The organism is Rhizobium oryzicola (assembly GCF_030504645.1).
Taxonomy (GTDB): Bacteria; Pseudomonadota; Alphaproteobacteria; order Rhizobiales; family Rhizobiaceae; genus Neorhizobium; species Neorhizobium oryzicola.
Map to the genome: position 1 here is coordinate 145,757 of NZ_JAUKWQ010000002.1, position 23,979 is coordinate 169,735.

Genomic DNA, 23,979 nt, shown 5'->3' on the forward strand with positions numbered 1-23,979 from the left:
GGTATGGTCCGCTTCGAAATTCCAACCCATCGAAATGGATTGATACCATGGCGGCCTTCAAGACCCTGGACGACCTCACAGACATCGCTGGCAAGCGCGTACTCGTGCGCGTCGATCTCAACGTGCCCGTGTCGGATGGCAAAGTCACCGACGCAACCCGCATCGAGCGCGTGGCGCCGACAATCCTGGAACTGTCCGAAAAGGGCGCCAAGGTGATCCTGCTCGCGCATTTCGGCCGCCCGAAGGGCGAACCGGTTGCCGACATGTCACTGAAGCTGATCGCCCCTGCCGTCGAGCAGGTTCTGGACCATGCGGTCCTGTTTGCCGATGACTGCATTGGCGCGCCCGCTGCGGAAGCCGTGGCCAAGATGGGCAATGGCGATATCCTGCTTCTGGAGAACACACGCTTCCACAAGGGCGAAGAAAAGAACGACGCGGAGTTCACCAAGGCTCTCGCCGCCAATGGCGATATCTATGTGAATGACGCCTTCTCGGCGGCTCACCGTGCGCATGCATCCACCGAAGGCCTTGCACACCATCTGCCGGCCTATGCAGGCCGCACCATGCAGGCAGAACTGGAAGCGCTCGAAAAAGGCCTCGGCAATCCGTCTCGACCGGTCGTGGCGATCGTCGGCGGCGCCAAGGTGTCGACCAAAATCGATCTTCTGATGAACCTCGTGAAGAAGGTGGATGCGCTCGTCATCGGCGGCGGCATGGCCAACACCTTCATCGCGGCGCGTGGCACCAATGTCGGCAAGTCGCTTTGCGAGCATGATCTGGCCGAAACCGCCAAGCAGATCATGATCGAAGCCGCCAGCGCGCAATGCGCCATCGTGCTGCCGGTGGACGGCGTTGTCGCCCGCGAATTCAAGGCCGGTGCTGCCAACGAGGTGGTCGATATCGAAGCCATTCCGGCTGACGCCATGGTGCTCGACGTCGGCCCGAAGTCGGTCGAAGCCGTCAATGAATGGATTTCGCGCGCACACACGCTCGTCTGGAACGGCCCGCTCGGCGCCTTCGAAATCGAGCCCTTCGATACTGCCACTGTCGCGGCAGCCAAACATGCGGCCGAAGCGACGAAGGAAGGCAAGCTGGTTTCGGTTGCCGGCGGCGGCGACACCGTCTCTGCTCTGAACCACGCTGGCGTGGCCGACGATTTCACTTATGTATCGACCGCAGGTGGTGCCTTCCTGGAATGGATGGAAGGCAAGGAACTGCCGGGCGTAGCCGTTCTGTCCAAGACAGCCTGATCGATAATTACGAAAATGAAGCGCGCCATATAGAGCGGCGCGCTTCGCGGTAAACGATTTAAACTTTTTCACCATCTTTTAAACGATTGAAAAAAATTCAATCGTTTCAAGCGCTAAGCGCAGGATTTCCCTTTAAAAAAACTTCTGTTATCCGCGAGTGATATACAGGGAGTATGAGCGTGTTGAGCGCCAGTTTAAGGGATAGGAGCATGAGTATGGTGGACACCAAGATGTTGAACAAGATCAGTTCCGCACCCGGTTTCATTGCGGCGCTGGATCAGAGCGGTGGTTCAACACCTGGCGCACTCCGCCTGTACGGTGTCGCCGATACGGACTACCAGAGCGAAGAAGAGATGTTCCGCCTGATGCACGCCATGCGCGTCCGTATCATGAAGGCGCCTGCTTTCACCGGTGAGAAGGTGATCGGCGCGATTCTGTTCGAGCGCACTATGGATGGCGATGTCGATGGACAGCCGGTTCCCTCCTATCTCTGGGACAATCGCGGCGTCGTTCCCTTCCTCAAGGTCGACAAGGGCCTCAATGCTGAGGAGAACGGCGTTCAGACACTGAAGGACATGCCGGAACTCGACGCTCTGCTGATCCGTGGCCGCGAGAAGGGCATTTTCGGCACCAAGATGCGCTCGGTCATTGCGCATGCCGACAAGGCGGGCATCGCTGCCGTCGTCAAACAGCAGTTCGAGATTGCACGGCAGATTATCGGCCAGGGCCTGATGCCGATCATCGAGCCGGAAGTTCTCATCAAAAGCCCGACCAAGCAGGAAGCGGAAGCCATTCTTCGAGACGAGATTGCCGCACAGCTCGACAAGCTTCCGGCTGGCGAGACCGTCATGCTGAAACTGACGATCCCGACGGTTCCGGATTTCTATGCGCCGCTGATCGCGCACAAGTCCGTGGTGCGCCTCGTCGCGCTTTCCGGTGGTTACACCACGGCCGATGCCTGTGAGAAGCTCAGCCACAACCGCGGTATGATCGCAAGTTTCTCGCGTGGCCTGACGGAACAGCTTCGTGTTTCCATGAGTGACGCGGAATTCAACGAAAGCCTCGGCAAAACGATCGACCAGATTTACGCCGCGAGCGTCAACAAGGTTTGATCTGATCCTGCCGAAGTATCTGTAAGGCCTGATCTAACGAGATAAAAACGCGACCCGAAGGAACGGGTCCGCCAACCTGCGGGGGAGAAGGCCGCTCTATATGGGGCGGCCTTTCGCGTGTCACAGCCAATGATGGTATGATCACGAACTGGAATTGGTCTTGCTGATGAAGGCGAGATAGACCCTCTGACGATCTAATTCTGGAGGGGGTTGCTATGCCCGCTGCAGGTTTTGTCACCGTTGATGTATTCACCAGGGAGAGGTTTGCGGGAAATCCGCTGGCTGTCTTTCCCGATGCGCGCGGACTTTCGGACGAGCTGATGCAGAAGATCGCCGCTGAGTTCGGCTATTCGGAGATCACCTTCGTCCTGCCGCCGGAGGACCCGAGCAACGATGCGCGTGTTCGCATTTTTACACCCACCGCTGAAATTCCCTTTGCAGGCCATCCCAATGTCGGTACGGCCTTCGTTCTGGGGCAGCAGAAGGAGCTGTTTGGCAAGCCCATTGGCAGCTCGCTGCGTTTCGAGGAACTCGCTGGTCTCGTTGAGATCGAAGTGCTGCGGGATCAGGATGCAGTGGTCGGGGCAACCATCAGGGCGCCGCGACAGCTTGACGTAGGCACAACCGTGCCTGTTGATCGGGTGGCCGATTGCCTCTGCCTTTCGCCTGATGACGTGAAGGTGGTGCGCCATCAGCCGATCACGGTCTCTGTGGGGCTTCCCTTCGTGGCTGCGGAGTTGGTGAACCTCGACGCTTTGGCAAAGGCGTGCCCGAATATTTCCGCCTTCCATAGGGCGCGAGATGCAGCGCCTGAACCCGGATCTGATTTTTCGCTCTTTGCCTATGTTCGTGATCCGCAGGATGAGGGACGTGTTCGAGCACGCATGTTTGCACCGCTCGACAACGTCATCGAAGACCCCGCGACAGGAAGTGCATCCGCCGCGCTTGGCTCCTACTTGGCTGCACAAAGCGGTCAGGCAGACGGTACTTTCTCCCTTGTGATACAGCAGGGAGTTGAAATGGGGCGACCAAGCGAAATCCTGTTGCGCGTTACCCTGCAGGATGGACGCCCAAGCCAAGTGCTCATCAGCGGTCATTGCGCTATGGCCATGCGTGGCGAGATCGATTCCATTTAGCCCTGATAGGCTCTAAGAAACTGGCTCACAGTGCTTGGGCAATGTGAGTACCATCCTGTGCACAATCAGCTGCAATGTGGTCTGCAACGGCCTTTGCCTGCACGCGAATATCAGGCACGGCCGTGATTTCCCAGAAGCGGCTCGCGGTCAGTGCGCCGACGGCAAACAGGCCCGGCTGGATCTCACCTCGGTTGTTCATGACACGAGATTGCGTGTCTACCTCAATGCCAAGGCCAAGCGGGTTGGCACTCACGATCTCGTTGTCGCGCATTTCCCGAAGCAGGGGCGAATGGGCAATGCCTGCGCGTTCCATGCCAGTGCAATTGACGACCCAGTCGGCGGCGATGGTTCGCTGTGACTGCTCGCCCCGCGGTCTATAGTGTATGCAGGCACGTCCACGGTTTTCATCGATGGCTTGCACATAGCCGGCGTGGTTGATGAGCGTGCCTCCCTCCACCAAACCGATGAAGCGCTCGTAAAGAGCGGGATCGATGCGGTGTCGGTGAACATTCCACCAGGGCATGGCATGACGCAGGAAGCGGGCCTTCTGTGCATCCGTCAATTCCTGCCAGAGCGACTGTGTTATGGGCCGTAATCCATCCATCACGCTGCGCCAGGCCACGCCGCTACGCACTTGCTTTCGCAGTGCCGCCAGAATCTGGCTGATCTCGCGCGTTTCCGGCAATTCGGGTTTTTGGGGTGCGCCGTGGCGCAGGTCGTGCGGGTGGGGCAGGAGCCCGCGCCGTGACAGCACATGAATTGCGCCGCGATGTCCTTGCGCGCGCAATGCAAGCACCTGATCGATCATCGTGAGGCCTGAACCCAGCAGGCAGATCGAATCATCACGTCCCACACGCGAAAGCCAACTGAGCCGCCAGGGGCTTTCAATAACCCTTCTACGGATGGCGTGATCAATCATATCATCCTTTACGGGCAGGCGCGCCGCACCCACGCCGAGACAGAGTACGACCTGACGCGCCAGGAGATCTGCCGTGCCGTCGATGCGGAAGCGCCAGCCGTCAGCATCGCTTGTAACGCAGCCGGTTGCTTTCCTGCGGATGAAGTCCACACGCGCGCGGCCATTGCGATTGCGAAGAAGGCCAGCGAGCGTGTCACGCAGATAAAGGCCATAATCATTGCGAGAGGCGAAGAGTTCGGGTGAAACAGATCGCCCCTTCTTCTCCAGCCATTCGAGGAAATTATTGGGTTCTTCCGGCAAGACGCTCATGCGCCCCGCGGGCACGTTGAGCCGGTGAATGTAGAATTCACTGCGATAGGCTGTTCCCCGGCCAAAGCCGGGATCATCGCCGATGACGGCGATCGAGCAATCGCACGGCAATTGCTTCAACAGGTTGATGGTCACTGCGATGGCGGAAAAACCTGCCCCGACGACGGCGACATCATAAGCCATGAAAGCTCCCGCTGCGATTTGATGCTATCCAACGCGCTATACGGCCCACTGGTTCACACGCAGCCGAATGTCTATCAATCCGGTCGTGTTGGCAATCGGGAGGTCGACATCGTATACCAAATCTCGATGATAGGAACCGATTGCGCCGGAGCGATTTTGGTTTCCGGCGAGGAGAAAACCACAGTCGGACCCGTTGGTCCGGCGCGGATTTTCGACGACGTCCGGAGGCGTAAAGCGCCCGGTCCCCTGGCCACGCCGCTTCGCTGAGCGAAGCGGGAAGCTGTGGCCATGGAACATCTCGTTTGCAGGGTTGCCAAGGCAATCCTGCGGCGGGATGGGCCGGAAATCCTTCACCGACTTTGTCGCAATCCTCGACCGATGCGGGAGCATCGCTCTCCGGTATGCGATCCACGTCGGATGAAGGCCTCCGGTCCCACGCAATCGGTTCCTATCATCGAGATTTGGTATTACGCATTCACAGGAAGTCGCGGGCAAGAAGCGTGACGGCCCAGAGCGCCATTGCCAGCAACGCAAGTTTCCAAAAATCGCTACGCCGCTTCAGCAGGGGTAGACCGAGAGGCTTGATGATCTGAACCACCATGGCCAGCATCAGAAGAATGGAAATGAGTTTGGTCATGGATTTTTCCTGAGGCGGCGTGCGTCAGCCACAGGCTGGACATTTTTTGACGTCACCACAGATAGGCGACGGGGGAGATTCGCAACATCCGATTTTTTTGAAGCGGTGCGATTCTGTTCAATGTCCGGAAGATTTTCCGGGTTGGAGCAATCGAAAGATCAGACTTTTAACGATTGTTCCAGACCGGTCGTATAAAATTTAAACAGATCAAACCTCAGCGGCCGATGTCATGCCATCCAATATTTTGCCTGTCTTCAGCCTCCTCGTTGGTACCCTCTTCATCTTTCTCGGCAACGGTCTGCAAGGGTTGCTGCTACCCGTGCGCGGCACGCACGAAGGCTATTCCAACGAAGTCCTTGGTCTGCTGGGAACATCCTGGGCTGCCGGCTTCGTGATCGGCTGCTTCGTTGCGCCTCAGGTCGTGCGCCGCACAGGCCATATCCGGGCCTTTTCCGGCTTTGGTGCCGTCATCTGCATGAACGTGCTGGTGACGGGCATCTTCGTGGACGATGTGGCATGGCTGGTCTTGCGCGCGGTCACCGGTTTCTGCACGGCCGGTACCTCGATGATCATCGAGAGCTGGCTCAATGAGCGTTCCACCAATGAAAGCCGGGGGGCGATCTTCTCGCTCTATATCGCGATTACCTTGATGGGCGTCGTCGGCGGTCAGGTGATCGTCGGCATGGTGGATGTCACGACGCCACTCCTGTTCATGATCTGCGGTATTCTCTATTGCTTCGCCATCCTGCCGACCACGCTTTCCAAGGCGCAGTCGCCGCAACCGCTGAAGCGAGTGAAGCTTGATCTGAGAGCGCTTTACCGCAATTCGCCGATTTCCTTCGTCGGAATTTTAATGATCGGTATGGCGAACGGCGCCTACGGCACGCTGGGTGCCGTCTTTGCCGCCCAGGCCGGTTTGGGCCAGAAAATGATCGCGGCCATGGTCAGCATCACCATCTTCGCCGGTGCGGTCATGCAGTTCCCGGCAGGACGGCTGTCCGACCGCATGGACCGGCGCCATGTGCTGGCGGGATTGTCCCTGGTCAGCGCAGTGGCCGGCCTCGCTGTCGTGCTGTTCCACCCGATGCATGTCTATGCAGTCATCGCGCTGGTTGCTGTCTATGGTGCCGCCGCCAATGCGCTCTACCCCATTGCGGTTGCCCATGCGAATGATTTTGCCGCGCCGGAGGAGTTCGTGAAGGTGTCAGGCGGTCTGCTGCTCCTCTACGGTATCGGCACGATCATTGGCCCCACGCTTGGCGGTCCGGTCATGACGCATTTCGGCCCGCATGCGCTCTTTGCAGTGACGGCTGTGGCGCATCTCGCCGTGGCGGGTTACGCGATCATCCGCAGCCGCCAGAGAGCAGCACCGGCTACGGCAGACAAGGATCTCTATACGACAGCGCCGACCGCTGCCGCGCAGCTGGCCACCCCCGAAAGCGTGATGCTGGATCCCCGCGCGCCAAGCGAAGGTCAACCATCCCGGCGATGACACAAATGTGAGGGCTGGCTGCGGCTTTGCGCTTTACGTGCCATGGGCACTGACCCATCCTCGTCTCCATACCTGAAGGCGGGGGAGGGTGGCATGATGCTGCGGACTGTCGTTCTTGCCGTAATATCATTGATGGCGCTTGTCTCGGTTTCGGAGGCGCAGCAGGAAAAGATACCCCCCAGTCAGTGCCAGGCGATTGCAGGCACCTTGCCCGGCGCCACCTTCGTGCGTTTCCAGCTGCCGCAGTTTGCGCAAGCGACGAACAAGGATGAGGTGAAGATCACCTTCGTCGGGCATTCGACCTACCAGATCGAGAGCCCCGGCGGCGTGGTGATCGCGACCGATTACAACGGCGTCTATACGACACCGAAATTGCCGACGGTTGTCACGATGAACAAGGCGCATTCCACCCACTACACGCTGACGCCCGACCCTTCCATCAAATATGTCCTGCATGGCTGGAGCGATACTACGGGCGAAAAGGCGGAGAATCATGTCGTGGTGGGCGACACCTATATCCGCAACGTTTCGACGGATATCCGTGGCTATGGTGGCTACGAGAAGAACGGCAATTCAATCTTCATTTTCGAGATGGCAGGATTGTGCATCGGCCATCTCGGCCATCTGCATTATGAGCTATCAGACAGCCATTATGCCCAGATCGGTCGCCTTGATGTGGTGATGGTACCCGTGGATGGCGGGTTGACCATGGGAGCCGACAGCATGAGCCGGGTCGTCCAGCGTCTGCGCGCCTCGCTGATCCTGCCCATGCACCGCTTCGGCCCCCCGCTTGAGCGCTTCCTCGGCATGTTCGACGGGTCGAAGTTTAGCGTGTCCTATGCGGAGCAACCGGTCATTACCGTGTCGCTCCGCAGCCTGCCGAAAAAGCCCCTGATCCTCATTCCCCAGGGGCTTTGAAAGGTCGTTAGGCGAAGGTCAGGTGCTGTTTCACGCCGACATCCGGCATTTTCTCGTCGCTCAAATTGGCCTTGGCAATTTCCCAACCGAACTTGAGAGAGCTGTCGGTGGAGGCCCAGATCTCCGCATCATCCACGTGAAGGGCCAGCATGGTCAGCGAGGGATCGCTCTTGCCATGTTCATACCACGCTGCGGTGACGCTGCTCCAGAACTCGTCGATCTTCGCGGGGTCCTTGCGCACGTCGATCACGCCGGCCAGGCAGGCGTGATAATCATGGTTCTTACCGACCACGCAGAAGTGCGCGCGGGTGCCGGGGCGGATAGCTTGAACCAGATCGGTATCGGTCTTGGTATAGAACCAGATGGTGTTCGTCTTCGGGTCGGCATGCGGCGCCATGGGCTGCATATGCATATGTGAGCCTTCGATACCGAGCATGCCTGCATGGATCGAGTTGATTTCCTCCCACAACTGGCGTGCGGGCGCTTCGCGTGCTTCGGTCAGGCTGGCCATACGTCGTCCTCTTTGCTGATTGGTGTTGCACCGAAAAACGACAGCGGGTGCAGGTTTGTTCCGCGATGAGGATGGATGCCTCCGGTGCTGTCTGCGGGTTTGGTCAGAGCTTCGGGCGGTTTTCGCTTGAACCCGCGGCCTTTCGTGCCTATAAGCCCGCCATTCCGGACATTTCAGTGAACAAGGGGTGCCATGGCTGGCCATTCACAGTTCAAGAACATCATGCACCGCAAGGGCAAGCAGGACGGCATCCGCTCCAAGATGTTCTCCAAGCTCGCGCGCGAAATCACCGTGGCTGCAAAGGCCGGTCTGCCCGACCCGACCATGAATGCCGCACTTCGTCTGGCTGTGCAGAACGCCAAGGCGCAGTCGATGCCGAAAGACAATATCGACCGCGCCATCAAGAAAGCATCTGGCGCTGACGCAGAAAGCTATGATCCGATCCGTTACGAAGGCTACGGCCCGGGTGGGGTTGCGGTCATCGTGGAAGCGCTGACCGACAATCGCAATCGTACCGCGTCGAATGTACGCTCGATCTTCACGAAGGCTGGTGGCGCACTGGGTGAAACCGGTTCCGTTTCCTTCTCCTTCGATCACGTCGGCGAAATCGTCTACAAGGCTTCCGCAGGGAACGCCGATGCGGTGATGGAAGCGGCCATCGAAGCCGGTGCAGACGACGTGATCTCCGATGAGGAGAGCCACACGATCATCTGCGCCTTTGAAAGCTTGGGCGAAGTCTCCAAGGCTCTCGAAGCAACACTTGGCGAAGCCGAAACCGTGAAAGCCGTTTGGAAGCCGCAGAACACGGTGCCGGTGGACGAGGAAAAGGCGCAGTCCCTGATGAAGCTCATCGACAATCTGGAAGACGATGACGACGTGCAGAACGTCTATTCCAACTTCGAAGTGTCGGACGAAGTCATGGCGAAGCTTTCCGCCTGATCCACCCTTCAGTCATTCATCGAGAACGCCGTCCCTAGGGGCGGCGTTTTTCGTTTGAGCGGCCGCCGCTACTTGATCTCTTTAGGCAATGTCCGCAGGTTCTCATGATATCTGAAAACTAGTCATAGTTGTTATTTTCGACAGGTAAGCCTCGCGCAGGTTTAAGGTCGGAACGTCTCCCTAAGAACATTTGGTCAGTGTGCTGATCGATCTTGAAGCTTCGCCGGGGGGCAACAATGGTTTCATCCGTCAATTCTACTCGTCTATGGGCTATGCAAACCGTTACGCGCGTGTTCCGGGAAACGAGCAGCTCCTCGAATTCAGATCAGAACGCGTTGAGGCAATCCATTCTGCAGCAGTATGGCGTCTCAACCGATAGCGGTCATGCATCCAGTCTCGCTGATTATCTGATGAGCGATGACAACCAAGATACCTACGGTCTGCCGTCATCTGTCAGCCAGGCCGTTTCCGCAGCTGAAAACCAGTCGCAGCCGGCCAACACAGCGATCGATTCCGTTGCCTTCATGCAGGGTCTGAAGGCGAAGATCAGCGACATGAGCAAGGATCCAAACACAAAGGATCAGGCCGACCAGATGATGAAGGCGCTGCAGAACGGCACGTTGACAATCACCGACGCCGAGACCGGGCAGCAGGTAAAGGCTTGGGATCCCGGTTCGAAGACAGCAACGCCACAGCGAGCGACAAGCACGCCGAAGACCGACTGGGGCTCCTTCCTTCGAGATCATCTGACGCGCGAAAGTGGTGGACGCTACGTGCGCGATGCAAGCGGCAGCAATATCGAGCGTAGCACCGGCAATAGCGCCTATTTCGGCACCCTGAACGATAACTACTATTACATGACCTGGAAGCCGCAGGCCTGAGCAATCAGGCCGCTTCAGCCCAGCGCATTGGCTGCATGAGTGGCAGGCTCGCGAAAAGCTCGACTGAGCGCAGCCGTGCCTTGATATCGTGGATGGGCATCGAAATGATCAGCTCATTCGCGCCAGTGTCGCTGAGGAATGCCGACAACTTGTTCTCGACCGTCGAGCGCGAACCCACGGCCGCAAAGCGCAAGGTGTGTTCCACGTTCGCACGCTCCATATCGTTCCATATGCCATCCATGCTGGACACAGGTTTCGGGAACTTCGTGCGCACATTGCGCCGGAGATTGATGAACTGTTGCTGCGCGGAGGTGAAGAGGCGCTGAGCTTCCTCATCCGTGTCGGCGGCAACCCCCATGACACCCACCATCACATAAGGCTTGCTCAACGTTTCCGAAGGCTGGAAACGTTCACGGTAGATGGCGATCGCGTCAAACAGCATGTCGGGCGCGAAGTGCGAGGCAAATGCGTAGGGCAGGCCGAGCGCGGCTGCCAGATGTGCACTATAGATACTCGATCCCAGGAGCCAGACCGGTACGTCAGTGCCGGTACCGGGGACGGCAAGAATGCCTTGGTCTTCAGACTGAGAGGACGACATCAGTCGCTGCAATTCGATGATGTCATGCGGGAAGTTTTCGGCGCCTGCGTCGAGATTGCGCCGCAACGCCCGCGCGGTCCGCATATCCGTGCCGGGCGCACGGCCAAGCCCCAGATCCACCCGGCCCGGAAATAAGGCGGCAAGTGTTCCAAACTGTTCGGCAATCACCAAAGGCGAATGGTTTGGTAGCATCACACCACCGGAGCCGATGCGGATATGCTGCGTTGCCGCTCCCACATGCTGGATAACGAGTGCCGTGGCGGCACTTGCAATGCCGGGCATGCCGTGATGTTCGGCCAGCCAGACCCGATTGTACCCACTTTCTTCTGCCTTTCGAGCCATCTGGCGCGAGTGATCCAGTGCGTCGGAGACTGAATGGCCTTCCGGCACAGGCGAGAGGTCGAGGATGGAGAAAGGTATCATGGCTTGCGAACTTCCGAGCTTATTTCGTGTCGCAATCCTATTTAGGTGTTCGCGGCGCGATCGTAAGGGGAAGGGCTATATTTCCTTCCCCTGAGTGACCAGTTTCATTTGACGCAGCGCAGATGAGGGCGACGGGTTTCGACCGTTGTCCCCGCCGAGGCGGGCACCGCATCGGGTGAGAAGAGTGAAAGGCGGTTGCGGATCATACCTGCCTCCTGAAGGATGCGCCCATATGTGGTGTGATGGGCTTCGACTTCCGTCTTTACGTCGTGAATAATTGTGTCGACGCGTGTAATGGCCGTATTGGCAAGCGATAGCCGCTGAAGCTCCAGATCCACGTGCTGCCGAATGCGGATCATCGTATCCTTCGCGCCAGCCATCTCGAGCTCCCCCTGACGAAGCGATCGCTGCGCTTCCTCGTTTGCAGACTGAAGGGTTCTAATGCGCCCATCCGCATAATGTGATTGAACCGTCAGTTGTCGGGCAAGCTCGGTCCATTGCTCGGCGAGTTCGGTTAGCGCGGTGCCGGCTGATGAAATGCCATCACGTTGATCTGCCGCGGAACGGTGTGCCTGAATGGCGAGATCTCCGGCTTTTTGTGCAAGCTTATTCAGGTGGGTATTGGCAACACGCTCCGCTTCCAGCCCTTGTTGTGATTGCACCAGAGAGGCCTGGACGCTTTCAACATGCTTGGCTGCCCTGAAGGCCTGCGCTTCCGTGCCCTGTACGTCCTGTTGGCGAAGCTTGGCGGCACGCGCGAGAATCCCTAGCGCCGTCGAGGCCTGATGCGACGCCGCACTGGCTTCCTGCAAGTTTGCCAAGGTCTCGCCAGATGCCCTCTGGATGTCCCGCACGGTATCGGCAATGCTCATGCTACCGGGGATGACGCCGGAAAGATTGGCATTCAAAACCGCAATCAGGCGGTTGAAGCGGACGCGCAGACCTTCCAGCTCCTCCGGGAAGCTGCTGTAGAGAACGGCGCCCAGGTCGCCGTTGGACAGGCGCAACAATGCCTGCTCCAGACGAACAAGTGCTGTGGCCTGTTCGCCGTTGCGCGACGCAATGATGGCCCGCATCCGGGCAATACCGCGGGCGATAGAGCCGAGATCATCGCGCCGTGCGCGATCCATCAGGTCCTTGTCGCAATCCGGCTGTTCGCTATCGGTTGCATGGCGCGCAAGACGTGCCAGCGGCTCACAGAGCCGGCAGACCAAAAGAAACAGTGTTGCACAGCAGGCAAGCGCCGCTGCAATGCTGAAGCCTGCGACCTCAGGCGAAAACCGGTATGCCTTTAGGGCAATCAAGGTTAGCGCTACGAGAGTGAACGCTGCGAGCAGAAGGGTCGCCTCGATCGGTCGATGCTTCAAGCGAGTGAACATCATCATGATGGACCTCCAGTCTTGAATGTACGCGCTCACATAATGTGAGTCGGGCTCGACAGTTGCTCCCAAGGTTTAGAACGACCATGGAAAACTCTTGTAAACTTTAACGCGGCGTTAATCTTCACAGGTGTTTGTTTCGTTTTTGTTCACCTCGGCCATGGCGTGTATCGAAGCCGGACATTAGGATTGGCGGAATGACAGAAACGATTCGTATCATCGGCATTGATCCCGGCCTGCGCCGTACCGGCTGGGGGGTCATCGACACGCTCGGCAACAGCCTGAAGTTCGTTGCTTCAGGCACCGTGACCTCCGATGGTGACATGGACCTTGCCTCCCGTCTTTGCCAGTTGCACGACGGACTGGCCGAAGTGGTGCATAGTTACCGTCCGGATGAGGCCGCGGTCGAGCAGACCTTCGTGAACAAGGACGCGGTCGCGACTTTGAAGCTGGGTCAGGCGCGCGGCATTGCCATGCTGGTACCGGCGCGGGCCGGGCTTCCTGTTGCCGAATATGCACCGAATGCCGTCAAGAAATCCGTGATTGGCGTGGGCCATGGCGAAAAGCAGCAGATTCACATGATGCTGAAGATCCTGATGCCGAAGGTCGAGTTCAAGGGCAATGACGCCGCCGATGCCCTGGCTATCGCCATTTGCCACGCCCATAACCGGGGCGGAGACCGCTTGCGCAAGGTGCTGGCCCGCGCCTAAATGTTCTTGACTTGTTCTTGTGCGTCGTTAAGCAATCAATCCCGGCATTCCCTGTCTTGCTCCTTACACTTCGCATGGATCACCAACGATGATCGGAAAACTCAAAGGCACCATCGACGAGATCGGCGATGATTATGTTCTCGTTGATGTCCATGGTGTTTGCTATGTCGCCCATTGTTCGTCGCGCACGCTGTCGCGCATCGGATCTGCGGGCGAGGCGATTGTCCTCTTCATCGAGACCTATGTGCGCGAAGACCAGTTGAAGCTGTTTGGCTTCCTCAGCGCGCTGGAGCGGGAGTGGTTTCTGCTGCTGCAGAGCGTGCAGGGGGTGGGCACCAAGGTGGCGCTTGCCATTCTTTCCACACTCACGCCGTCTGAATTGGCGAATGCCATTGCGCTGCAGGACAAGGCGGCGGTGTCGCGAGCGCCAGGTGTGGGGCCGAAGGTGGCGATCCGCATCCTGACCGAGTTGAAGAACAAGGCTCCTGCCTTTGCGGGCGAAGCATCCGGCAATATCGGCTTCAAGCGGGAGCTGGCGGAAGGCGTTGCCTCAGCACCCGTCGCGGACGCCGTCTCTGCGCTCACCAATCTCGGCTACTCCCGCGACCAGGCCGCCAATGCGGTTGCCGCAGCTCTCAAGAATGGCGGAGAGGGCGCCGACAGCGCCAAGCTGATCCGGCTGGGATTGAAGGAGCTTTCGCGGTGATTTCCTCCGGTTTTGATTTTTTCTCCCGAATTTGATATCGTCCGACGATGTCCAGAAATGGAGGAATGAGATGACGGTCTGGGAAGCTACACTCTCCTCCAAGGGGCAAGTGACAATCCCGAAGGAGATGCGCGAGGCCTTGAAGCTGAGGCCCGGCGATACGCTTGTTTATTGCCTCATTGACGGTGAGGTCATTATGACGCCGAAGAATATCGATTTGAAAGACTTGGTGGGTTTGCTCGGTGAACCACCTGGAGGGCCGGCGACGCTTGAGGAGATAGAAGACGCAGCGGTAAAGGCCGCGGCTGACAACGTGTTCGATATGTCGGATGACAATGGTGAAGATGTTGCCGCATGATGATGATCGGTTTGGACACGAATGTCCTCGTGCGTTTATTGACAAACGATGATCTGCGCCAGCGACAGGCGGCGCTTGCATTCGCGGAGGGTCTTGGTGAGGCCTATATCGCGTTTGTGTCGCTTCTGACGCTCGTCGAGCTCGATTGGGCGCTGAGAACACGCCTTCGTTATAGTCGTCAGGATGTGGTGCGCAGCATCAGCCTCTTGCTGCAGGCGAGAGGTATGGTTTTTGAACACCATGACCTTGTCGCGCAGGCCTTAGGTCTCGTATCGCGTAAAAATGTAGATTTCGCCGACGCCCTGATTGCCGCGCGCGCATTGCAGGCCGGTTGCCAGTCGGTCAAAACCTTTGACAGAAAAGCCGCAGCCCGCGTACCCGGCATGGAACTCCTCGCATGAGCGCTCACAATCCCGTTCTGACCCCGGAAAAGCGCGGCGAGGATCTTGATGCGGCGCTGCGCCCGCAGTCGCTGGACGAGTTTACCGGTCAGGCGGAGGCGCGCGCCAATCTCAAGATTTTCATCGAGGCGGCGAAGAACCGCGGCGAGGCGCTGGATCACGTGCTGTTCGTCGGGCCGCCTGGACTTGGCAAGACCACGCTCGCGCAGATCATGGCCAAGGAACTGGGCGTCAACTTTCGCTCCACCTCTGGCCCCGTAATTGCCAAGGCTGGCGATCTAGCGGCCTTGCTTACCAATCTCGAAGAGCGCGACGTTCTCTTCATCGACGAAATCCACCGGCTCAATCCGGCGGTCGAAGAAATCCTTTATCCCGCCATGGAGGATTTCCAGCTGGATCTGATCATCGGCGAGGGGCCGGCGGCGCGCTCGGTGAAAATCGACTTGTCCAAATTCACGCTGGTGGCCGCGACCACGCGCCTCGGCCTGCTGACCACGCCGCTGCGCGACCGCTTCGGCATTCCGGTGCGTCTCAATTTCTACACGGTCGAGGAACTGGAATCGATCGTGCGCCGCGGTGCACGTTTGCTGGGCCTCGGCATGACGGACGAGGGTGCCCGGGAGATTGCCCGACGCGCGCGCGGCACGCCGCGCATTGCCGGTCGCCTTCTGCGCCGCGTGCGCGATTTTGCGGAAGTGGCCCGCGCCGAAGCCGTGACCCGCGAGATTGCCGATGAAGCGCTGACCCGCCTGCATGTAGATCATGCGGGTCTCGATCAACTGGACAAGCGCTATCTCAACATGATCGCGGTGAATTTCGGCGGCGGGCCGGTCGGCATCGAAACCATTGCGGCGGGTCTCTCCGAGCCGCGCGATGCCATCGAGGACATTATCGAACCCTATATGATCCAGCAGGGTTTCATTCAGCGCACGCCGCGCGGGCGTATACTCACCGCTACCGCCTGGAAGCATCTTGGCCTGCAGCCGCCCAAGGATCTGGAAGCCGCGCAGTTTCGCCTTACCCTTGAGGATGATTAAGTGATCCGCCGCCGGACCCTTCTCAAGCTGTTGTTGGGCGGCTTCATGAGCCTTGTCGCGACAGCCAGCTATCCATTCGTGGAGTCGATGGGGCGCCCGCGCATCACTCGCTATCGGCTGACCCCCGGTCATTGGGCGCCGGGCCTGAAGCTCAAGATCTGCGTGCTCGCCGATTTTCATGCCTGCCGACCCTGGATGACACCGGCACGCATGCGCTCGATCTGCGGGCAGGCGCAGGAACTCGGGGCCGATATCATCCTGCTGCTCGGTGATTACCTTCCAGGTGTGAAGGTGATGACCGAGAAATTGCCGCCGGAGGAATGGGTGGCGCCGCTGAAAGGGCTCAAGGCACCACTTGGGGTGCATGCCGTTCTCGGCAATCACGATTACTGGGGCGATCGCGAATTTCAAAACGATCCGACGCGTGAGAGCTTTGTGGCCCGCACGCTGAGCGATGCGGGTATCTCCGTCTACATCAACCGCGCCGCTCGTATCGAAAAGGATGGTCAGGCTTTCTGGCTGGCCGGGCTGGGCGACCAATTGGCCATACTGCCGCGAGACCGGCTCAGCCGCGATGATGTCACCGGTATCGATGATCTGCCGGCTACGCTTCTGCAGGTCCGGGATGATGCGCCCGTCATTCTGATGGCGCATGAGCCGGATGCCTTCTTCGATGTCAGCGAGAGGATCGCCTTGACGCTGAGCGGACACACCCATGGTGGTCAGTTCAATCTGTTCGGCTGGCGCCCCTTCACCTCAACGGATGGGTCGAAGCGTTATCCCGCAGGGCTTTACCGCGAAAAGCAGGGCGATCTTATTGTGTCCAAGGGCCTCGGCTGTTCGGCCTTGCCGCTGCGTATCGGCTCATGGCCGGAAATTCTTTTGATCGAATTGGGGTGACAGACGTGGGCAAGCGTATCCGCATCAAGACCAAACCGAAGAAGACATTCCAGATGCGGATCGCGGGGTTGGGCTTTCGCGATGGCCATGTTCTGGTCCATCGCGCCACGCATGAGGATTTCTGGACTTTTCCGGGCGGCGGTGCAGAAATCGGCGAAACCTCGGAAGATACGCTGTTTCGCGAGATGATCGAGGAGATCGAGACGGAGGTTAAGGTCGTCCGGCTCCTCTGGGTAGTCGAGAATTTCTTCAAGCACGAAGCCCGCGATTGGCATGAGCTTGGCATGTATTACCTGATGGAGATCCCTGAGAGTTTTCCATTCGCCTCGGAGGAGATCATTCATCGCATTCAGGACGGCGACAACGAACTCGAATTTAAGTGGGTGCCCGCGACGACCGAGGCACTGACGAAACTCGATATCCCGCCCTACTTCATTGCGGCTGAAATCGAAAACCTGCCGGAAACGCCAAAACACTTGGTCTGGCATGACCATGATCTGGATACGAAGTAGCGGAACCGCTTACGCCGTCTCCCGTTCCTGTTGTGATATAAACGGGAGCGAGTGATGAGCAAGATCAAAGAGGGTGACGAGGTTACCTGGCAGTGGGGGCGCGGCGAGGCTGAAGGCAAGGTGGTCGACACCTTCACGGATGACGTGACGCGCCTCATCAAGGGTAAGAAGATCAAACGCAAGGCCAGTGCAAAGGAGCCGGCCGTTCTCGTACGTCAGGACGACGGCGCCCGCGCGCTGAAAAGCAGTTCGGAAGTCCATAAGAGCTAAGACGGCTGGTCCCCATTTCAACTTCATGCCCTAGAATTGCCCCGGTTTCTATTGCTACAGGCAAGCGACAGAGATTTCAGGGGCACTGGGTTTATGCAGCACCAAGCATTTCATCTGGCCGGCCAGCTTCAGGATGATGGAAGCCATCGGCTGGTTCAGCGGGTCTATTACGAAGACACGGATTTTTCGGGACTGGTGTATCATGCGCGCTACCTGCATTTCTTGGAGCGCGGCCGCACCGATTACCTTCGCTGCCTGGGGTGCGAGCAAAGCCAGCTCGTCAGCGTGGACGAGGAGGGGCTTGTCTTCGTGGTGCACCGCATGGAGATCGACTTCAAGTCACCAGCCCGCATGGATGATGTGCTTGATGTAACAACGCGAACGGAAAAAGCGGGTGGCGCCAAGATGGTGATCCAGCAGGAAATCCGTCGAGGCGAAGTGTTGTTGATCCAGGCGAAGGTCGTGATCGCGGTCATTAACCGTAATGGGCGCCCACGCCGTTTGCCGGAAACTTTGGCTGAGGCTTTTCTTGGGACTCCCCAGTTTAAATCAGATTGATCCGATAGTAACGCATTTTTAACGCTAATATTGTCTTACTGGCATCGATCTACATTGTGCGGTGCACGCCTTCCTTTGACCAAAATTGAAGGCGAGAAGGCCTTGGAAAGCTGGGCTGGCGGGCATGTCAAGCATCCGCACCAATATGAGTGAACGCCATTGAACCGGCCCGTGTCATCGCGCCGGCCGATGGGATTCGGGGATTAGGATAGATGGAACACGCGGATTTGGCGGCGGCTGCAACCTCGGTAAGCCTCCTGTCGCTCTTCATGCAGGCGGGTCTGATCGTCAAGCTGGTCATGATCGGCTTGATCGGGGCGTCGGTCTGGACCTGGGCGATCGTCATCGACAAGTACATCAACTTCGGCAAGGCACGCCGCCAGTTCGATCAGTTCGAACAGGTCTTCTGGTCGGGCCAGTCGCTGGAGGAGTTGTACCGGACGCTGGCCGAGCGCCAGAACACCGGTCTTGCCGCCATCTTCGTCGCCGCGATGCGCGAGTGGAAGAAAAGTTTCGAGCGCGGCGCCCGTTCCCCGATCGGTCTGCAGATGCGTATCGACCGCGCCATGGACGTGACGATGGCGCGCGAAGGCGAGGCGTTTGAAGCCCGCCTCGGATCGCTTGCGACGATCGGTTCCGCCGGTCCCTTCATTGGTCTCTTCGGTACGGTTGTCGGTATCATGACCTCGTTCCAGGCGATTGCCGGTTCGAAGTCCACCAATCTTGCGGTCGTGGCACCGGGTATCGCGGAAGCGCTGCTGGCAACCGCCATCGGTCTCGTCGCCGCTATCCCGGCCGTTATCGCCTACAACAAGTTCACCGCCGATGCCGGCAAGCTGTCGGCGCGCATGGAAGGTTTCGCGGACGAGTTCTCCGCCATCCTGTCGCGCCAGATCGATGAAAAGCTGCAGCCGCGCCAGGCCGCCCAGTAAGGCGAAGCGGCCCCGCGTTTGAAGGAGTAATTCCATGGGTATGTCGGCCGGAGGTTCCAAGGCAGCAGGCGGTGGCCGGCGCGGTCGCCGTTCGCGCCGTCACGGCGGTGCCATCAGCGAAATCAACGTCACGCCACTCGTCGACGTCATGCTCGTGCTGCTGATCATCTTCATGGTGGCCGCACCGATGATGACCGTCGGCGTGCCGGTTGACCTGCCCCAGACATCGGCAAATCCGATGAATGCGGATACGCAGCCGATCACCATTTCCGTCAATGCCAAGGGCGAGATCTATCTGCAGGAAACGCCGATCGTTCTCGATGAGATCGTGGCGAAGCTGCAGGCCATTGCCAAGACTGGCTACAACGAACGCATCATGGTGAAGGCCGATACGGTCGCCGCCTATGGCGTCGTCGCGCAGGTTCTCGGCAGCATTAATTCGGCAGGCTATAAGAATATTGGCCTGATCACTGCACCGAAGCAGGGGAAGTAATCGGTTCGCGATGAGGGGTAGTCTCGGCACATCGCTGGTTCTGCATTTTCTGGTGCTCACCGCGGCGCTGCTGTCACTCAGCGCGCCGGCGCCATTCGAGGTGACGCCGGAGGAATCCGTATCCGTCGATATCGTTCAGTCCATCACCCAGACCCAAAAGGGCGAGGAGAAGGCGCCGAAGAACGAGAAGCCGTCGCCCAAGCCCACCAAGAACCAGAAGGTCGTCGAGAACGCCGAAAATTCTGGCGAGAACGATGTCGACCTGAAAAGCCCGCCGACACCGGCCAAGAAGCCGGTGCAAACGGAGACTGCTGCCGCGCCGCCCAAGGCTGAGCCTGTACCGACCCCGACGCCCGAAACCAACAAGGTGAAGGACATCGTCAAGGAAGAGACGGCGCCGAAGCCTGAAGAGGTGGCAGCCCTTCCGATCCCGAAGCCGGAAATGGTGCCCACGCCGAAGCCCGAGCCTCAGCCAGAACCGAAGCCGCAGGAGCAGAAGACGGAAGACGCGCCGGTGCCGGATGCCATTCCGCTGCCAGCCTCCCGCCCTAAGCCGGAGCCGCCGAAGGAAGAGGCCAAGCCGGTCGAAAAGCCCGTTGAGAAACCGCCGGAAAAGAAGCCCGAGACCAAGCCTGCCGAGAAGACACCTGACAACAAGAAGGTGGCCGACAAGAAGCAGGAGACCGCCAAGTCTCAGGCCGTCAAGGAAAGCGAATTTAACGCCGACCAGATTTCCGCCATGCTGAACAAGCAGGAAGCCGCGGGTGGTGGCGCCAAGCGATCTACCGAAACAGCCTCGCTCGGCGCCAAGAAGACGCTCGGCACCGGTCTCAGTGCTAGCGAAGTCGATGCGGTCAAGGGCCAGATCCAGGGCAACTGGTCGCTTGTGGCCGGCCTCACGGGCGTCGAGCAGGTACGTGTGAAGATCAAAGTGCAGCTGGATAAGTCCGGCAACATCATCGGTACGCCCGAAGTGACGGCAACCGGTGGCCCGGATGCGACCCGCCGCGCTGTCGAAAGCAGTACACGTCGCGCGCTTTTGAAGTCGGCGCCGTTGAAGAACCTGCCGGTCGACAAATATGACGGCGAAAAAGGATGGAATACCCTGGTGCTGAATTTCGATCCAACGGAGTTCGCACTGTGAGCTGGCGTGGTTTGGACAAAATGCTGATCGAAAACCGCTCCCAAATTTCTGTGCCAAACTTTTGTGTAAGGCTGAAAGGCTTGTCTCAATGATCAAGAAATCTCTTCTCCACGCTCTGGCCGTGGCGGCGAGCATGCTGGCGGCGTTTGTCGTTGCGACGCCCGCCAACGCGCTTGTGGAAATCAACATCAACAAGGGCAATGCGCAGCCGCTGCCGATCGCAATCACGGACTTCATTTCCGGCAATGAGCTGGGTGCGCAGATCTCCGGCGTGATCGCCGCCGACCTGCAGCGCTCCGGTCTATTTGCGCCCATCAACAAGAGCGCCTTCATCGAGAAGGTCTCCGACCCCAGCAAGATGCCGCGTTTCGAGGACTGGAAGGTCATCAACGCCCAGGCACTCGTGACCGGTCGCGTGACCCGTGAAGGCGATGGCCGCCTGCGCGCGGAGTTCCGCCTGTGGGATACGTTTGCCGGTGCCCAGATGACGGGCCAGCAGTTCTACACCCAGCCGGAAAACTGGCGCCGTGTGGCCCATATCATCGCAGATGCGATCTACAAGCAGATCACCGGCGAGAGCGGTTATTTCGATACCCGCGTCGTCTTCGTCTCCGAAAGCGGCCCCAAGAATGCGCGCCAGCGTCAGCTTGCGATCATGGACCAGGACGGCTTCAACGTCCGCATGCTGACCAATACCAAGGACATCGTTCTGACGCCGCGCTTCTCGCCGAACCGTCAGGAAGTGACGTACATGTCGTTCGAGGGCCAGCAGCCGCGCGTTTACCTGCTGCAGCTTGAAACCGGACAGCGCGAAGTGGTCGGCAACTTCCCGGGCATGACCTTCTCGCCGCGCTTCTCGCCGGACGGTCAGAAGGTCATCATGAGCCTTCAGCAGGATGGCAACTCCAACATCTACACGATGGACCTGCGCTCGCGCACCACGACGCGCCTGACCAGCACCTCGGCGATCGATACCTCGCCTTCCTATTCACCTGATGGCTCCAGGATCGTCTTCGAAAGTGACCGTGGCGGTCGTCAGCAGCTCTATGTGATGGGCGCGGATGGCTCTGGCCAGACCCGTATCTCCTTCGGTGATGGTGCTTATTCGACACCGGTCTGGTCTCCGCGCGGTGACCTGATTGCCTTCACCAAGCAGTCCGGGGGCAAGTTCTCTATTGGCGTGATGAAGCCGGATGGTTCGGGCGAACGCATCCTCACCAGCGGCTTCCATAACGAAGGCCCGACCTGGGCGCCGAATGGCCGCGTGCTGATGTTCTTCCGTCAGAATGCCGGTGCCGGTGGCCCGCAGCTCTATTCCATCGACCTGACTGGCTATAATGAACAGGCCATCAAAACCCCGGCCTTCGCGTCCGACCCGGCTTGGTCGCCGCTGCTTGAATAGTCTTCGAATTTGAGGCGGGCGAGAGCCCGCCTTTTTCCTGCCGCAATGTCCTGAAAATGCGCCAAATGGGACAATGGTTGCGGATCGTTAACCATAACTGTTGTTACTGGATTAACCAGAAACGGTTAGACTCTGGCAACGCTGTAAATTGTGATCAAGGAGAGACCGGCTATGAGCCGCACCTACACCCCGGCGATGAGCCGCATGCAGACCCTGGCCCGCAACCCGGCCGTTATCGCATTGACGCTGGCATTGGCCCTGGCTGGTTGCGCCAACAAGAAGAACATGCCGAACAATGCTGGCGATCTCGGTCTGGGCGCTGGCAGTGCCGCGACCCCGGGTTCGGCACAGGACTTCACCGTCAACGTCGGCGACCGCATCTTCTTCGACACCGATTCGACCTCTATCCGCGCAGACGCCCAGCAGACGCTCGACCGTCAGGCCCAGTGGCTGCAGCGCTATCCGCGCTACGCCATCACCATTGAAGGCCATGCTGACGAACGCGGCACGCGCGAATACAACCTCGCACTCGGCGCTCGTCGTGCCGCTGCAACGCGTGACTACCTGGCTTCGCGTGGCGTTCCGGCCAGCCGCATGAAGACGATCTCCTACGGCAAGGAACGTCCGGTTGCTGTCTGCGACGACATTTCCTGCTGGTCGCAGAACCGTCGCGCTGTCACCGTTCTCGGCGGTGCTACGAAGTAAGCTTAGTCTTCACGACATTGAGATCAGGGGCGGCCTTTGTGCCGCCCTTTTGGTTTTTTCATAGTTTAGCCGAAGTTCGGTTGTCTTTTCGCGGATAACGCGATTGCATTTTGCCGACATTTGGAAAAATCTCTGCGCGCGCCAAATCAGCGCAGCGTCACGAAAAGCAGGACGGACGACATGAAGAAACTTGTTCTGGCAGCAATGCTGGGGCTTGCGGCCACAAGTGGCCAGGCAGGGGCCTTTTCGCTGTCGAGCTTTAATCCCGGTGCAGGACGCACGGCCCAGCCGTCGCAATCCTCGCAAGCCCCGGTGATCAAGGTTCAAAGCGCCGGTGACTCGGTTCGTATTCAGCAACTGGAGGAGAGTATCCGCCAGCTGAACGGCCGTGTCGAAGAGATGAGCTTCCAGTTGCTGCAAATGCAGGAGCAGATTCGCAAGGCTCAGGCGGATAACGAATTCCGTTTCCAGGAGCTTGAGAAGGGCTCCGGTAGCGGTTCCGCTCCCTCTGTCGCTGCCGCGCCGGCAGCCGGCTCAAAAAAAAACGATGAAATAAGCCGAATCATCGAGACTCCCGCACCGTCTTCTCCGTCCTCCACCGCCAAGACAGCGCCCGGTGAAACCACTCTGGGCTCGATGGAAGTGGATAAATCCGGGGCGCCGGTGCGGGCATCGGCCAATTCGAACGTCAAGAATTCCTCGTCCCTGCCGGGCGTCGATACAGGCGCGCCCGCGCCTTCGCGCGACCAGCAGCAGACGGCCTCGCTTGGCAATGAAAGCGATGCCTACAAGGCCGCCTATAACCATGTGCTCTCCGGTGACTATCAGGTCGCGGAGAAGGAATTCAGCACTTATCTGCAATCCTATCCAAAGAGCGCGCGCGCACCCGATGCCAGCTTCTGGATGGGCGAAGCCCAGTATTCCCAGGGCAAGTATAACGAAGCGGCCAAGACCTTCCTGAACGGTCACCAGACCTATGGCAGCTCGCCCAAAGCGCCGGAAATGCTGCTGAAGCTCGGCATGTCCTTGGCTGCACTCGACAACAAGGAAACGGCCTGCGCAACGCTGCGGGAAGTGCCGAAGCGTTATCCCAATGCTGGCAAGCCGGTGCTGGGCAAGGTTACCAGCGAGCAGAAGCGCCTGGGCTGCAATTGATCACGCGCT

General features: G+C 58.9%; 27 protein-coding genes. 22 read left to right on the top strand and 5 right to left on the bottom strand.

Annotation, left to right across the window (positions count from 1 at the left end; translation table 11 throughout):
• Positions 1-47: 47 nt before the first annotated feature.
• The 3 genes from Q2T52_RS08005 (at position 48) to Q2T52_RS08015 (ending at position 3,498) form a co-directional block, all read left to right on the top strand.
• Positions 48-1,250 (top strand): phosphoglycerate kinase, encoded by a 1,203-nt coding sequence (locus tag Q2T52_RS08005; RefSeq protein WP_302076184.1) that lies wholly within the window; start codon positions 48-50, stop codon positions 1,248-1,250.
• A gap of 215 nt (positions 1,251-1,465) precedes the next feature.
• Positions 1,466-2,362 (top strand): fructose bisphosphate aldolase, encoded by an 897-nt coding sequence (locus Q2T52_RS08010; RefSeq protein ID WP_302076710.1) that lies wholly within the window; start codon positions 1,466-1,468, stop codon positions 2,360-2,362.
• Positions 2,363-2,577: 215 nt separating this feature from the next.
• Entirely contained in the window at positions 2,578-3,498 is a 921-nt protein-coding gene (locus Q2T52_RS08015) for a PhzF family phenazine biosynthesis protein (RefSeq protein WP_302076185.1), read from the top strand.
• 25 nt (positions 3,499-3,523) lie between these two features.
• On the opposite strand, the gene Q2T52_RS08020 is transcribed toward Q2T52_RS08015, so the two are convergent.
• Complete coding sequence (locus Q2T52_RS08020; RefSeq protein ID WP_302076186.1) at positions 3,524-4,909, bottom strand: FAD/NAD(P)-binding protein; 1,386 nt, start codon at positions 4,907-4,909, stop codon at positions 3,524-3,526.
• 475 nt (positions 4,910-5,384) lie between these two features.
• The gene (locus tag Q2T52_RS08025; protein WP_302076187.1) at positions 5,385-5,546 is read right to left on the bottom strand and encodes a hypothetical protein; all 162 of its coding nucleotides are present in this window, start codon (positions 5,544-5,546) and stop codon (positions 5,385-5,387) included.
• 229 nt (positions 5,547-5,775) lie between these two features.
• Between Q2T52_RS08025 and Q2T52_RS08030 the strand changes: the two genes are divergently transcribed.
• Together Q2T52_RS08030 and Q2T52_RS08035 are read left to right on the top strand one after the other, a co-directional pair.
• On the top strand, positions 5,776-7,038 hold the full coding sequence (locus Q2T52_RS08030; RefSeq protein ID WP_302076188.1) for an MFS transporter: 1,263 nt from the start codon (positions 5,776-5,778) through the stop codon (positions 7,036-7,038).
• 93 nt (positions 7,039-7,131) lie between these two features.
• A complete protein-coding gene (locus tag Q2T52_RS08035) occupies positions 7,132-7,956 on the top strand; it encodes an MBL fold metallo-hydrolase (protein WP_302076189.1) in 825 nt (274 codons plus the stop codon).
• 7 nt (positions 7,957-7,963) lie between these two features.
• Here the strand turns inward: Q2T52_RS08035 and Q2T52_RS08040 are convergent, their stop codons facing one another.
• A complete protein-coding gene (locus tag Q2T52_RS08040) occupies positions 7,964-8,467 on the bottom strand; it encodes a pyridoxamine 5'-phosphate oxidase family protein (protein ID WP_302076190.1) in 504 nt (167 codons plus the stop codon).
• Between the two features lie 192 nt (positions 8,468-8,659).
• On the opposite strand from Q2T52_RS08040, the gene Q2T52_RS08045 reads away from it, so the two are divergent.
• Both Q2T52_RS08045 and Q2T52_RS08050 read left to right on the top strand, forming a co-directional pair.
• The gene (locus tag Q2T52_RS08045) at positions 8,660-9,406 is read left to right on the top strand and encodes a YebC/PmpR family DNA-binding transcriptional regulator (protein ID WP_302076191.1); all 747 of its coding nucleotides are present in this window, start codon (positions 8,660-8,662) and stop codon (positions 9,404-9,406) included.
• A gap of 410 nt (positions 9,407-9,816) precedes the next feature.
• A complete protein-coding gene (locus Q2T52_RS08050) occupies positions 9,817-10,287 on the top strand; it encodes a hypothetical protein (RefSeq protein ID WP_302076192.1) in 471 nt (156 codons plus the stop codon).
• Between the two features lie 4 nt (positions 10,288-10,291).
• Here Q2T52_RS08050 and Q2T52_RS08055 read toward each other — a convergent pair whose 3' ends face one another.
• Positions 10,292-11,308: an LLM class flavin-dependent oxidoreductase gene (locus Q2T52_RS08055; protein ID WP_302076193.1), complete on the bottom strand. Its 1,017-nt coding sequence runs from the start codon at positions 11,306-11,308 to the stop codon at positions 10,292-10,294.
• Positions 11,309-11,412: 104 nt separating this feature from the next.
• Positions 11,413-12,693 carry a methyl-accepting chemotaxis protein gene (locus tag Q2T52_RS08060; RefSeq protein ID WP_302076194.1) on the bottom strand — a complete coding sequence of 427 codons (1,281 nt, stop codon included), beginning with the start codon at positions 12,691-12,693 and terminating at the stop codon, positions 11,413-11,415.
• Positions 12,694-12,884: 191 nt separating this feature from the next.
• On the opposite strand from Q2T52_RS08060, the gene ruvC reads away from it, so the two are divergent.
• The 15 genes from ruvC (at position 12,885) to ybgF (ending at position 23,970) form a co-directional block, all read left to right on the top strand.
• Complete coding sequence (gene ruvC / locus Q2T52_RS08065) at positions 12,885-13,397, top strand: crossover junction endodeoxyribonuclease RuvC (protein ID WP_302076195.1); 513 nt, start codon at positions 12,885-12,887, stop codon at positions 13,395-13,397.
• 88 nt (positions 13,398-13,485) lie between these two features.
• Positions 13,486-14,103, top strand: a complete 618-nt coding sequence (ruvA, locus tag Q2T52_RS08070; RefSeq protein ID WP_302076196.1) for a Holliday junction branch migration protein RuvA — start codon at positions 13,486-13,488, stop codon at positions 14,101-14,103.
• Between the two features lie 70 nt (positions 14,104-14,173).
• On the top strand, positions 14,174-14,461 hold the full coding sequence (locus Q2T52_RS08075; RefSeq protein ID WP_302076197.1) for an AbrB/MazE/SpoVT family DNA-binding domain-containing protein: 288 nt from the start codon (positions 14,174-14,176) through the stop codon (positions 14,459-14,461).
• Positions 14,458-14,862, top strand: coding sequence for a type II toxin-antitoxin system VapC family toxin (locus Q2T52_RS08080; RefSeq protein WP_302076198.1), 405 nt, complete (start codon positions 14,458-14,460; stop codon positions 14,860-14,862). The genes Q2T52_RS08075 and Q2T52_RS08080 overlap by 4 nt, the downstream gene beginning before the upstream one ends.
• A complete protein-coding gene (gene ruvB, locus Q2T52_RS08085; RefSeq protein ID WP_302076199.1) occupies positions 14,859-15,899 on the top strand; it encodes a Holliday junction branch migration DNA helicase RuvB in 1,041 nt (346 codons plus the stop codon). Before Q2T52_RS08080 ends, ruvB begins: the two co-directional genes overlap by 4 nt.
• On the top strand, positions 15,900-16,799 hold the full coding sequence (locus tag Q2T52_RS08090; RefSeq protein WP_302076200.1) for a metallophosphoesterase: 900 nt from the start codon (positions 15,900-15,902) through the stop codon (positions 16,797-16,799).
• 53 nt (positions 16,800-16,852) lie between these two features.
• Positions 16,853-17,311 carry an NUDIX hydrolase gene (locus Q2T52_RS08095; protein ID WP_302076711.1) on the top strand — a complete coding sequence of 153 codons (459 nt, stop codon included), beginning with the start codon at positions 16,853-16,855 and terminating at the stop codon, positions 17,309-17,311.
• 54 nt (positions 17,312-17,365) lie between these two features.
• Positions 17,366-17,581, top strand: a complete 216-nt coding sequence (locus Q2T52_RS08100) for a hypervirulence associated TUDOR domain-containing protein (RefSeq protein WP_302076201.1) — start codon at positions 17,366-17,368, stop codon at positions 17,579-17,581.
• Positions 17,582-17,674: 93 nt separating this feature from the next.
• Positions 17,675-18,139, top strand: coding sequence for a tol-pal system-associated acyl-CoA thioesterase (gene ybgC, locus Q2T52_RS08105; protein WP_302076202.1), 465 nt, complete (start codon positions 17,675-17,677; stop codon positions 18,137-18,139).
• A 212-nt stretch (positions 18,140-18,351) separates the two neighbouring features.
• On the top strand, positions 18,352-19,071 hold the full coding sequence (gene tolQ, locus Q2T52_RS08110; RefSeq protein WP_302076203.1) for a protein TolQ: 720 nt from the start codon (positions 18,352-18,354) through the stop codon (positions 19,069-19,071).
• A gap of 34 nt (positions 19,072-19,105) precedes the next feature.
• Entirely contained in the window at positions 19,106-19,564 is a 459-nt protein-coding gene (locus tag Q2T52_RS08115) for an ExbD/TolR family protein (RefSeq protein WP_302076204.1), read from the top strand.
• A gap of 10 nt (positions 19,565-19,574) precedes the next feature.
• Entirely contained in the window at positions 19,575-20,708 is a 1,134-nt protein-coding gene (tolA, locus tag Q2T52_RS08120; protein ID WP_302076205.1) for a cell envelope integrity protein TolA, read from the top strand.
• An 88-nt stretch (positions 20,709-20,796) separates the two neighbouring features.
• Positions 20,797-22,110 carry a Tol-Pal system beta propeller repeat protein TolB gene (tolB, locus tag Q2T52_RS08125; protein ID WP_302076206.1) on the top strand — a complete coding sequence of 438 codons (1,314 nt, stop codon included), beginning with the start codon at positions 20,797-20,799 and terminating at the stop codon, positions 22,108-22,110.
• 171 nt (positions 22,111-22,281) lie between these two features.
• The gene (pal, locus tag Q2T52_RS08130) at positions 22,282-22,815 is read left to right on the top strand and encodes a peptidoglycan-associated lipoprotein Pal (RefSeq protein ID WP_302076207.1); all 534 of its coding nucleotides are present in this window, start codon (positions 22,282-22,284) and stop codon (positions 22,813-22,815) included.
• Between the two features lie 180 nt (positions 22,816-22,995).
• Positions 22,996-23,970 (top strand): tol-pal system protein YbgF, encoded by a 975-nt coding sequence (gene ybgF / locus Q2T52_RS08135; RefSeq protein WP_302076208.1) that lies wholly within the window; start codon positions 22,996-22,998, stop codon positions 23,968-23,970.
• Positions 23,971-23,979 lie beyond the last annotated feature (9 nt).

What these genes read in the sequence shown, in the direction of transcription:
- Q2T52_RS08005 (WP_302076184.1), top strand. Translation starts at nt 48, where the DNA reads ATGGCGGCCTTCAAGACCCTGGACGACCTCACAGACATCGCTGGCAAG.
- Q2T52_RS08010 (WP_302076710.1), top strand. Translation starts at nt 1,466, where the DNA reads ATGGTGGACACCAAGATGTTGAACAAGATCAGTTCCGCACCCGGTTTC.
- Q2T52_RS08015 (WP_302076185.1), top strand. Translation starts at nt 2,578, where the DNA reads ATGCCCGCTGCAGGTTTTGTCACCGTTGATGTATTCACCAGGGAGAGG.
- Q2T52_RS08020 (WP_302076186.1), bottom strand. Translation starts at nt 4,909, where the DNA reads ATGGCTTATGATGTCGCCGTCGTCGGGGCAGGTTTTTCCGCCATCGCA.
- Q2T52_RS08025 (WP_302076187.1), bottom strand. Translation starts at nt 5,546, where the DNA reads ATGACCAAACTCATTTCCATTCTTCTGATGCTGGCCATGGTGGTTCAG.
- Q2T52_RS08030 (WP_302076188.1), top strand. Translation starts at nt 5,776, where the DNA reads ATGCCATCCAATATTTTGCCTGTCTTCAGCCTCCTCGTTGGTACCCTC.
- Q2T52_RS08035 (WP_302076189.1), top strand. Translation starts at nt 7,132, where the DNA reads ATGATGCTGCGGACTGTCGTTCTTGCCGTAATATCATTGATGGCGCTT.
- Q2T52_RS08040 (WP_302076190.1), bottom strand. Translation starts at nt 8,467, where the DNA reads ATGGCCAGCCTGACCGAAGCACGCGAAGCGCCCGCACGCCAGTTGTGG.
- Q2T52_RS08045 (WP_302076191.1), top strand. Translation starts at nt 8,660, where the DNA reads ATGGCTGGCCATTCACAGTTCAAGAACATCATGCACCGCAAGGGCAAG.
- Q2T52_RS08050 (WP_302076192.1), top strand. Translation starts at nt 9,817, where the DNA reads ATGAGCGATGACAACCAAGATACCTACGGTCTGCCGTCATCTGTCAGC.
- Q2T52_RS08055 (WP_302076193.1), bottom strand. Translation starts at nt 11,308, where the DNA reads ATGATACCTTTCTCCATCCTCGACCTCTCGCCTGTGCCGGAAGGCCAT.
- Q2T52_RS08060 (WP_302076194.1), bottom strand. Translation starts at nt 12,693, where the DNA reads ATGATGATGTTCACTCGCTTGAAGCATCGACCGATCGAGGCGACCCTT.
- ruvC (WP_302076195.1), top strand. Translation starts at nt 12,885, where the DNA reads ATGACAGAAACGATTCGTATCATCGGCATTGATCCCGGCCTGCGCCGT.
- ruvA (WP_302076196.1), top strand. Translation starts at nt 13,486, where the DNA reads ATGATCGGAAAACTCAAAGGCACCATCGACGAGATCGGCGATGATTAT.
- Q2T52_RS08075 (WP_302076197.1), top strand. Translation starts at nt 14,174, where the DNA reads ATGACGGTCTGGGAAGCTACACTCTCCTCCAAGGGGCAAGTGACAATC.
- Q2T52_RS08080 (WP_302076198.1), top strand. Translation starts at nt 14,458, where the DNA reads ATGATGATGATCGGTTTGGACACGAATGTCCTCGTGCGTTTATTGACA.
- ruvB (WP_302076199.1), top strand. Translation starts at nt 14,859, where the DNA reads ATGAGCGCTCACAATCCCGTTCTGACCCCGGAAAAGCGCGGCGAGGAT.
- Q2T52_RS08095 (WP_302076711.1), top strand. Translation starts at nt 16,853, where the DNA reads ATGCGGATCGCGGGGTTGGGCTTTCGCGATGGCCATGTTCTGGTCCAT.
- Q2T52_RS08100 (WP_302076201.1), top strand. Translation starts at nt 17,366, where the DNA reads ATGAGCAAGATCAAAGAGGGTGACGAGGTTACCTGGCAGTGGGGGCGC.
- ybgC (WP_302076202.1), top strand. Translation starts at nt 17,675, where the DNA reads ATGCAGCACCAAGCATTTCATCTGGCCGGCCAGCTTCAGGATGATGGA.
- tolQ (WP_302076203.1), top strand. Translation starts at nt 18,352, where the DNA reads ATGGAACACGCGGATTTGGCGGCGGCTGCAACCTCGGTAAGCCTCCTG.
- Q2T52_RS08115 (WP_302076204.1), top strand. Translation starts at nt 19,106, where the DNA reads ATGGGTATGTCGGCCGGAGGTTCCAAGGCAGCAGGCGGTGGCCGGCGC.
- tolA (WP_302076205.1), top strand. Translation starts at nt 19,575, where the DNA reads ATGAGGGGTAGTCTCGGCACATCGCTGGTTCTGCATTTTCTGGTGCTC.
- tolB (WP_302076206.1), top strand. Translation starts at nt 20,797, where the DNA reads ATGATCAAGAAATCTCTTCTCCACGCTCTGGCCGTGGCGGCGAGCATG.
- pal (WP_302076207.1), top strand. Translation starts at nt 22,282, where the DNA reads ATGAGCCGCACCTACACCCCGGCGATGAGCCGCATGCAGACCCTGGCC.
- ybgF (WP_302076208.1), top strand. Translation starts at nt 22,996, where the DNA reads ATGAAGAAACTTGTTCTGGCAGCAATGCTGGGGCTTGCGGCCACAAGT.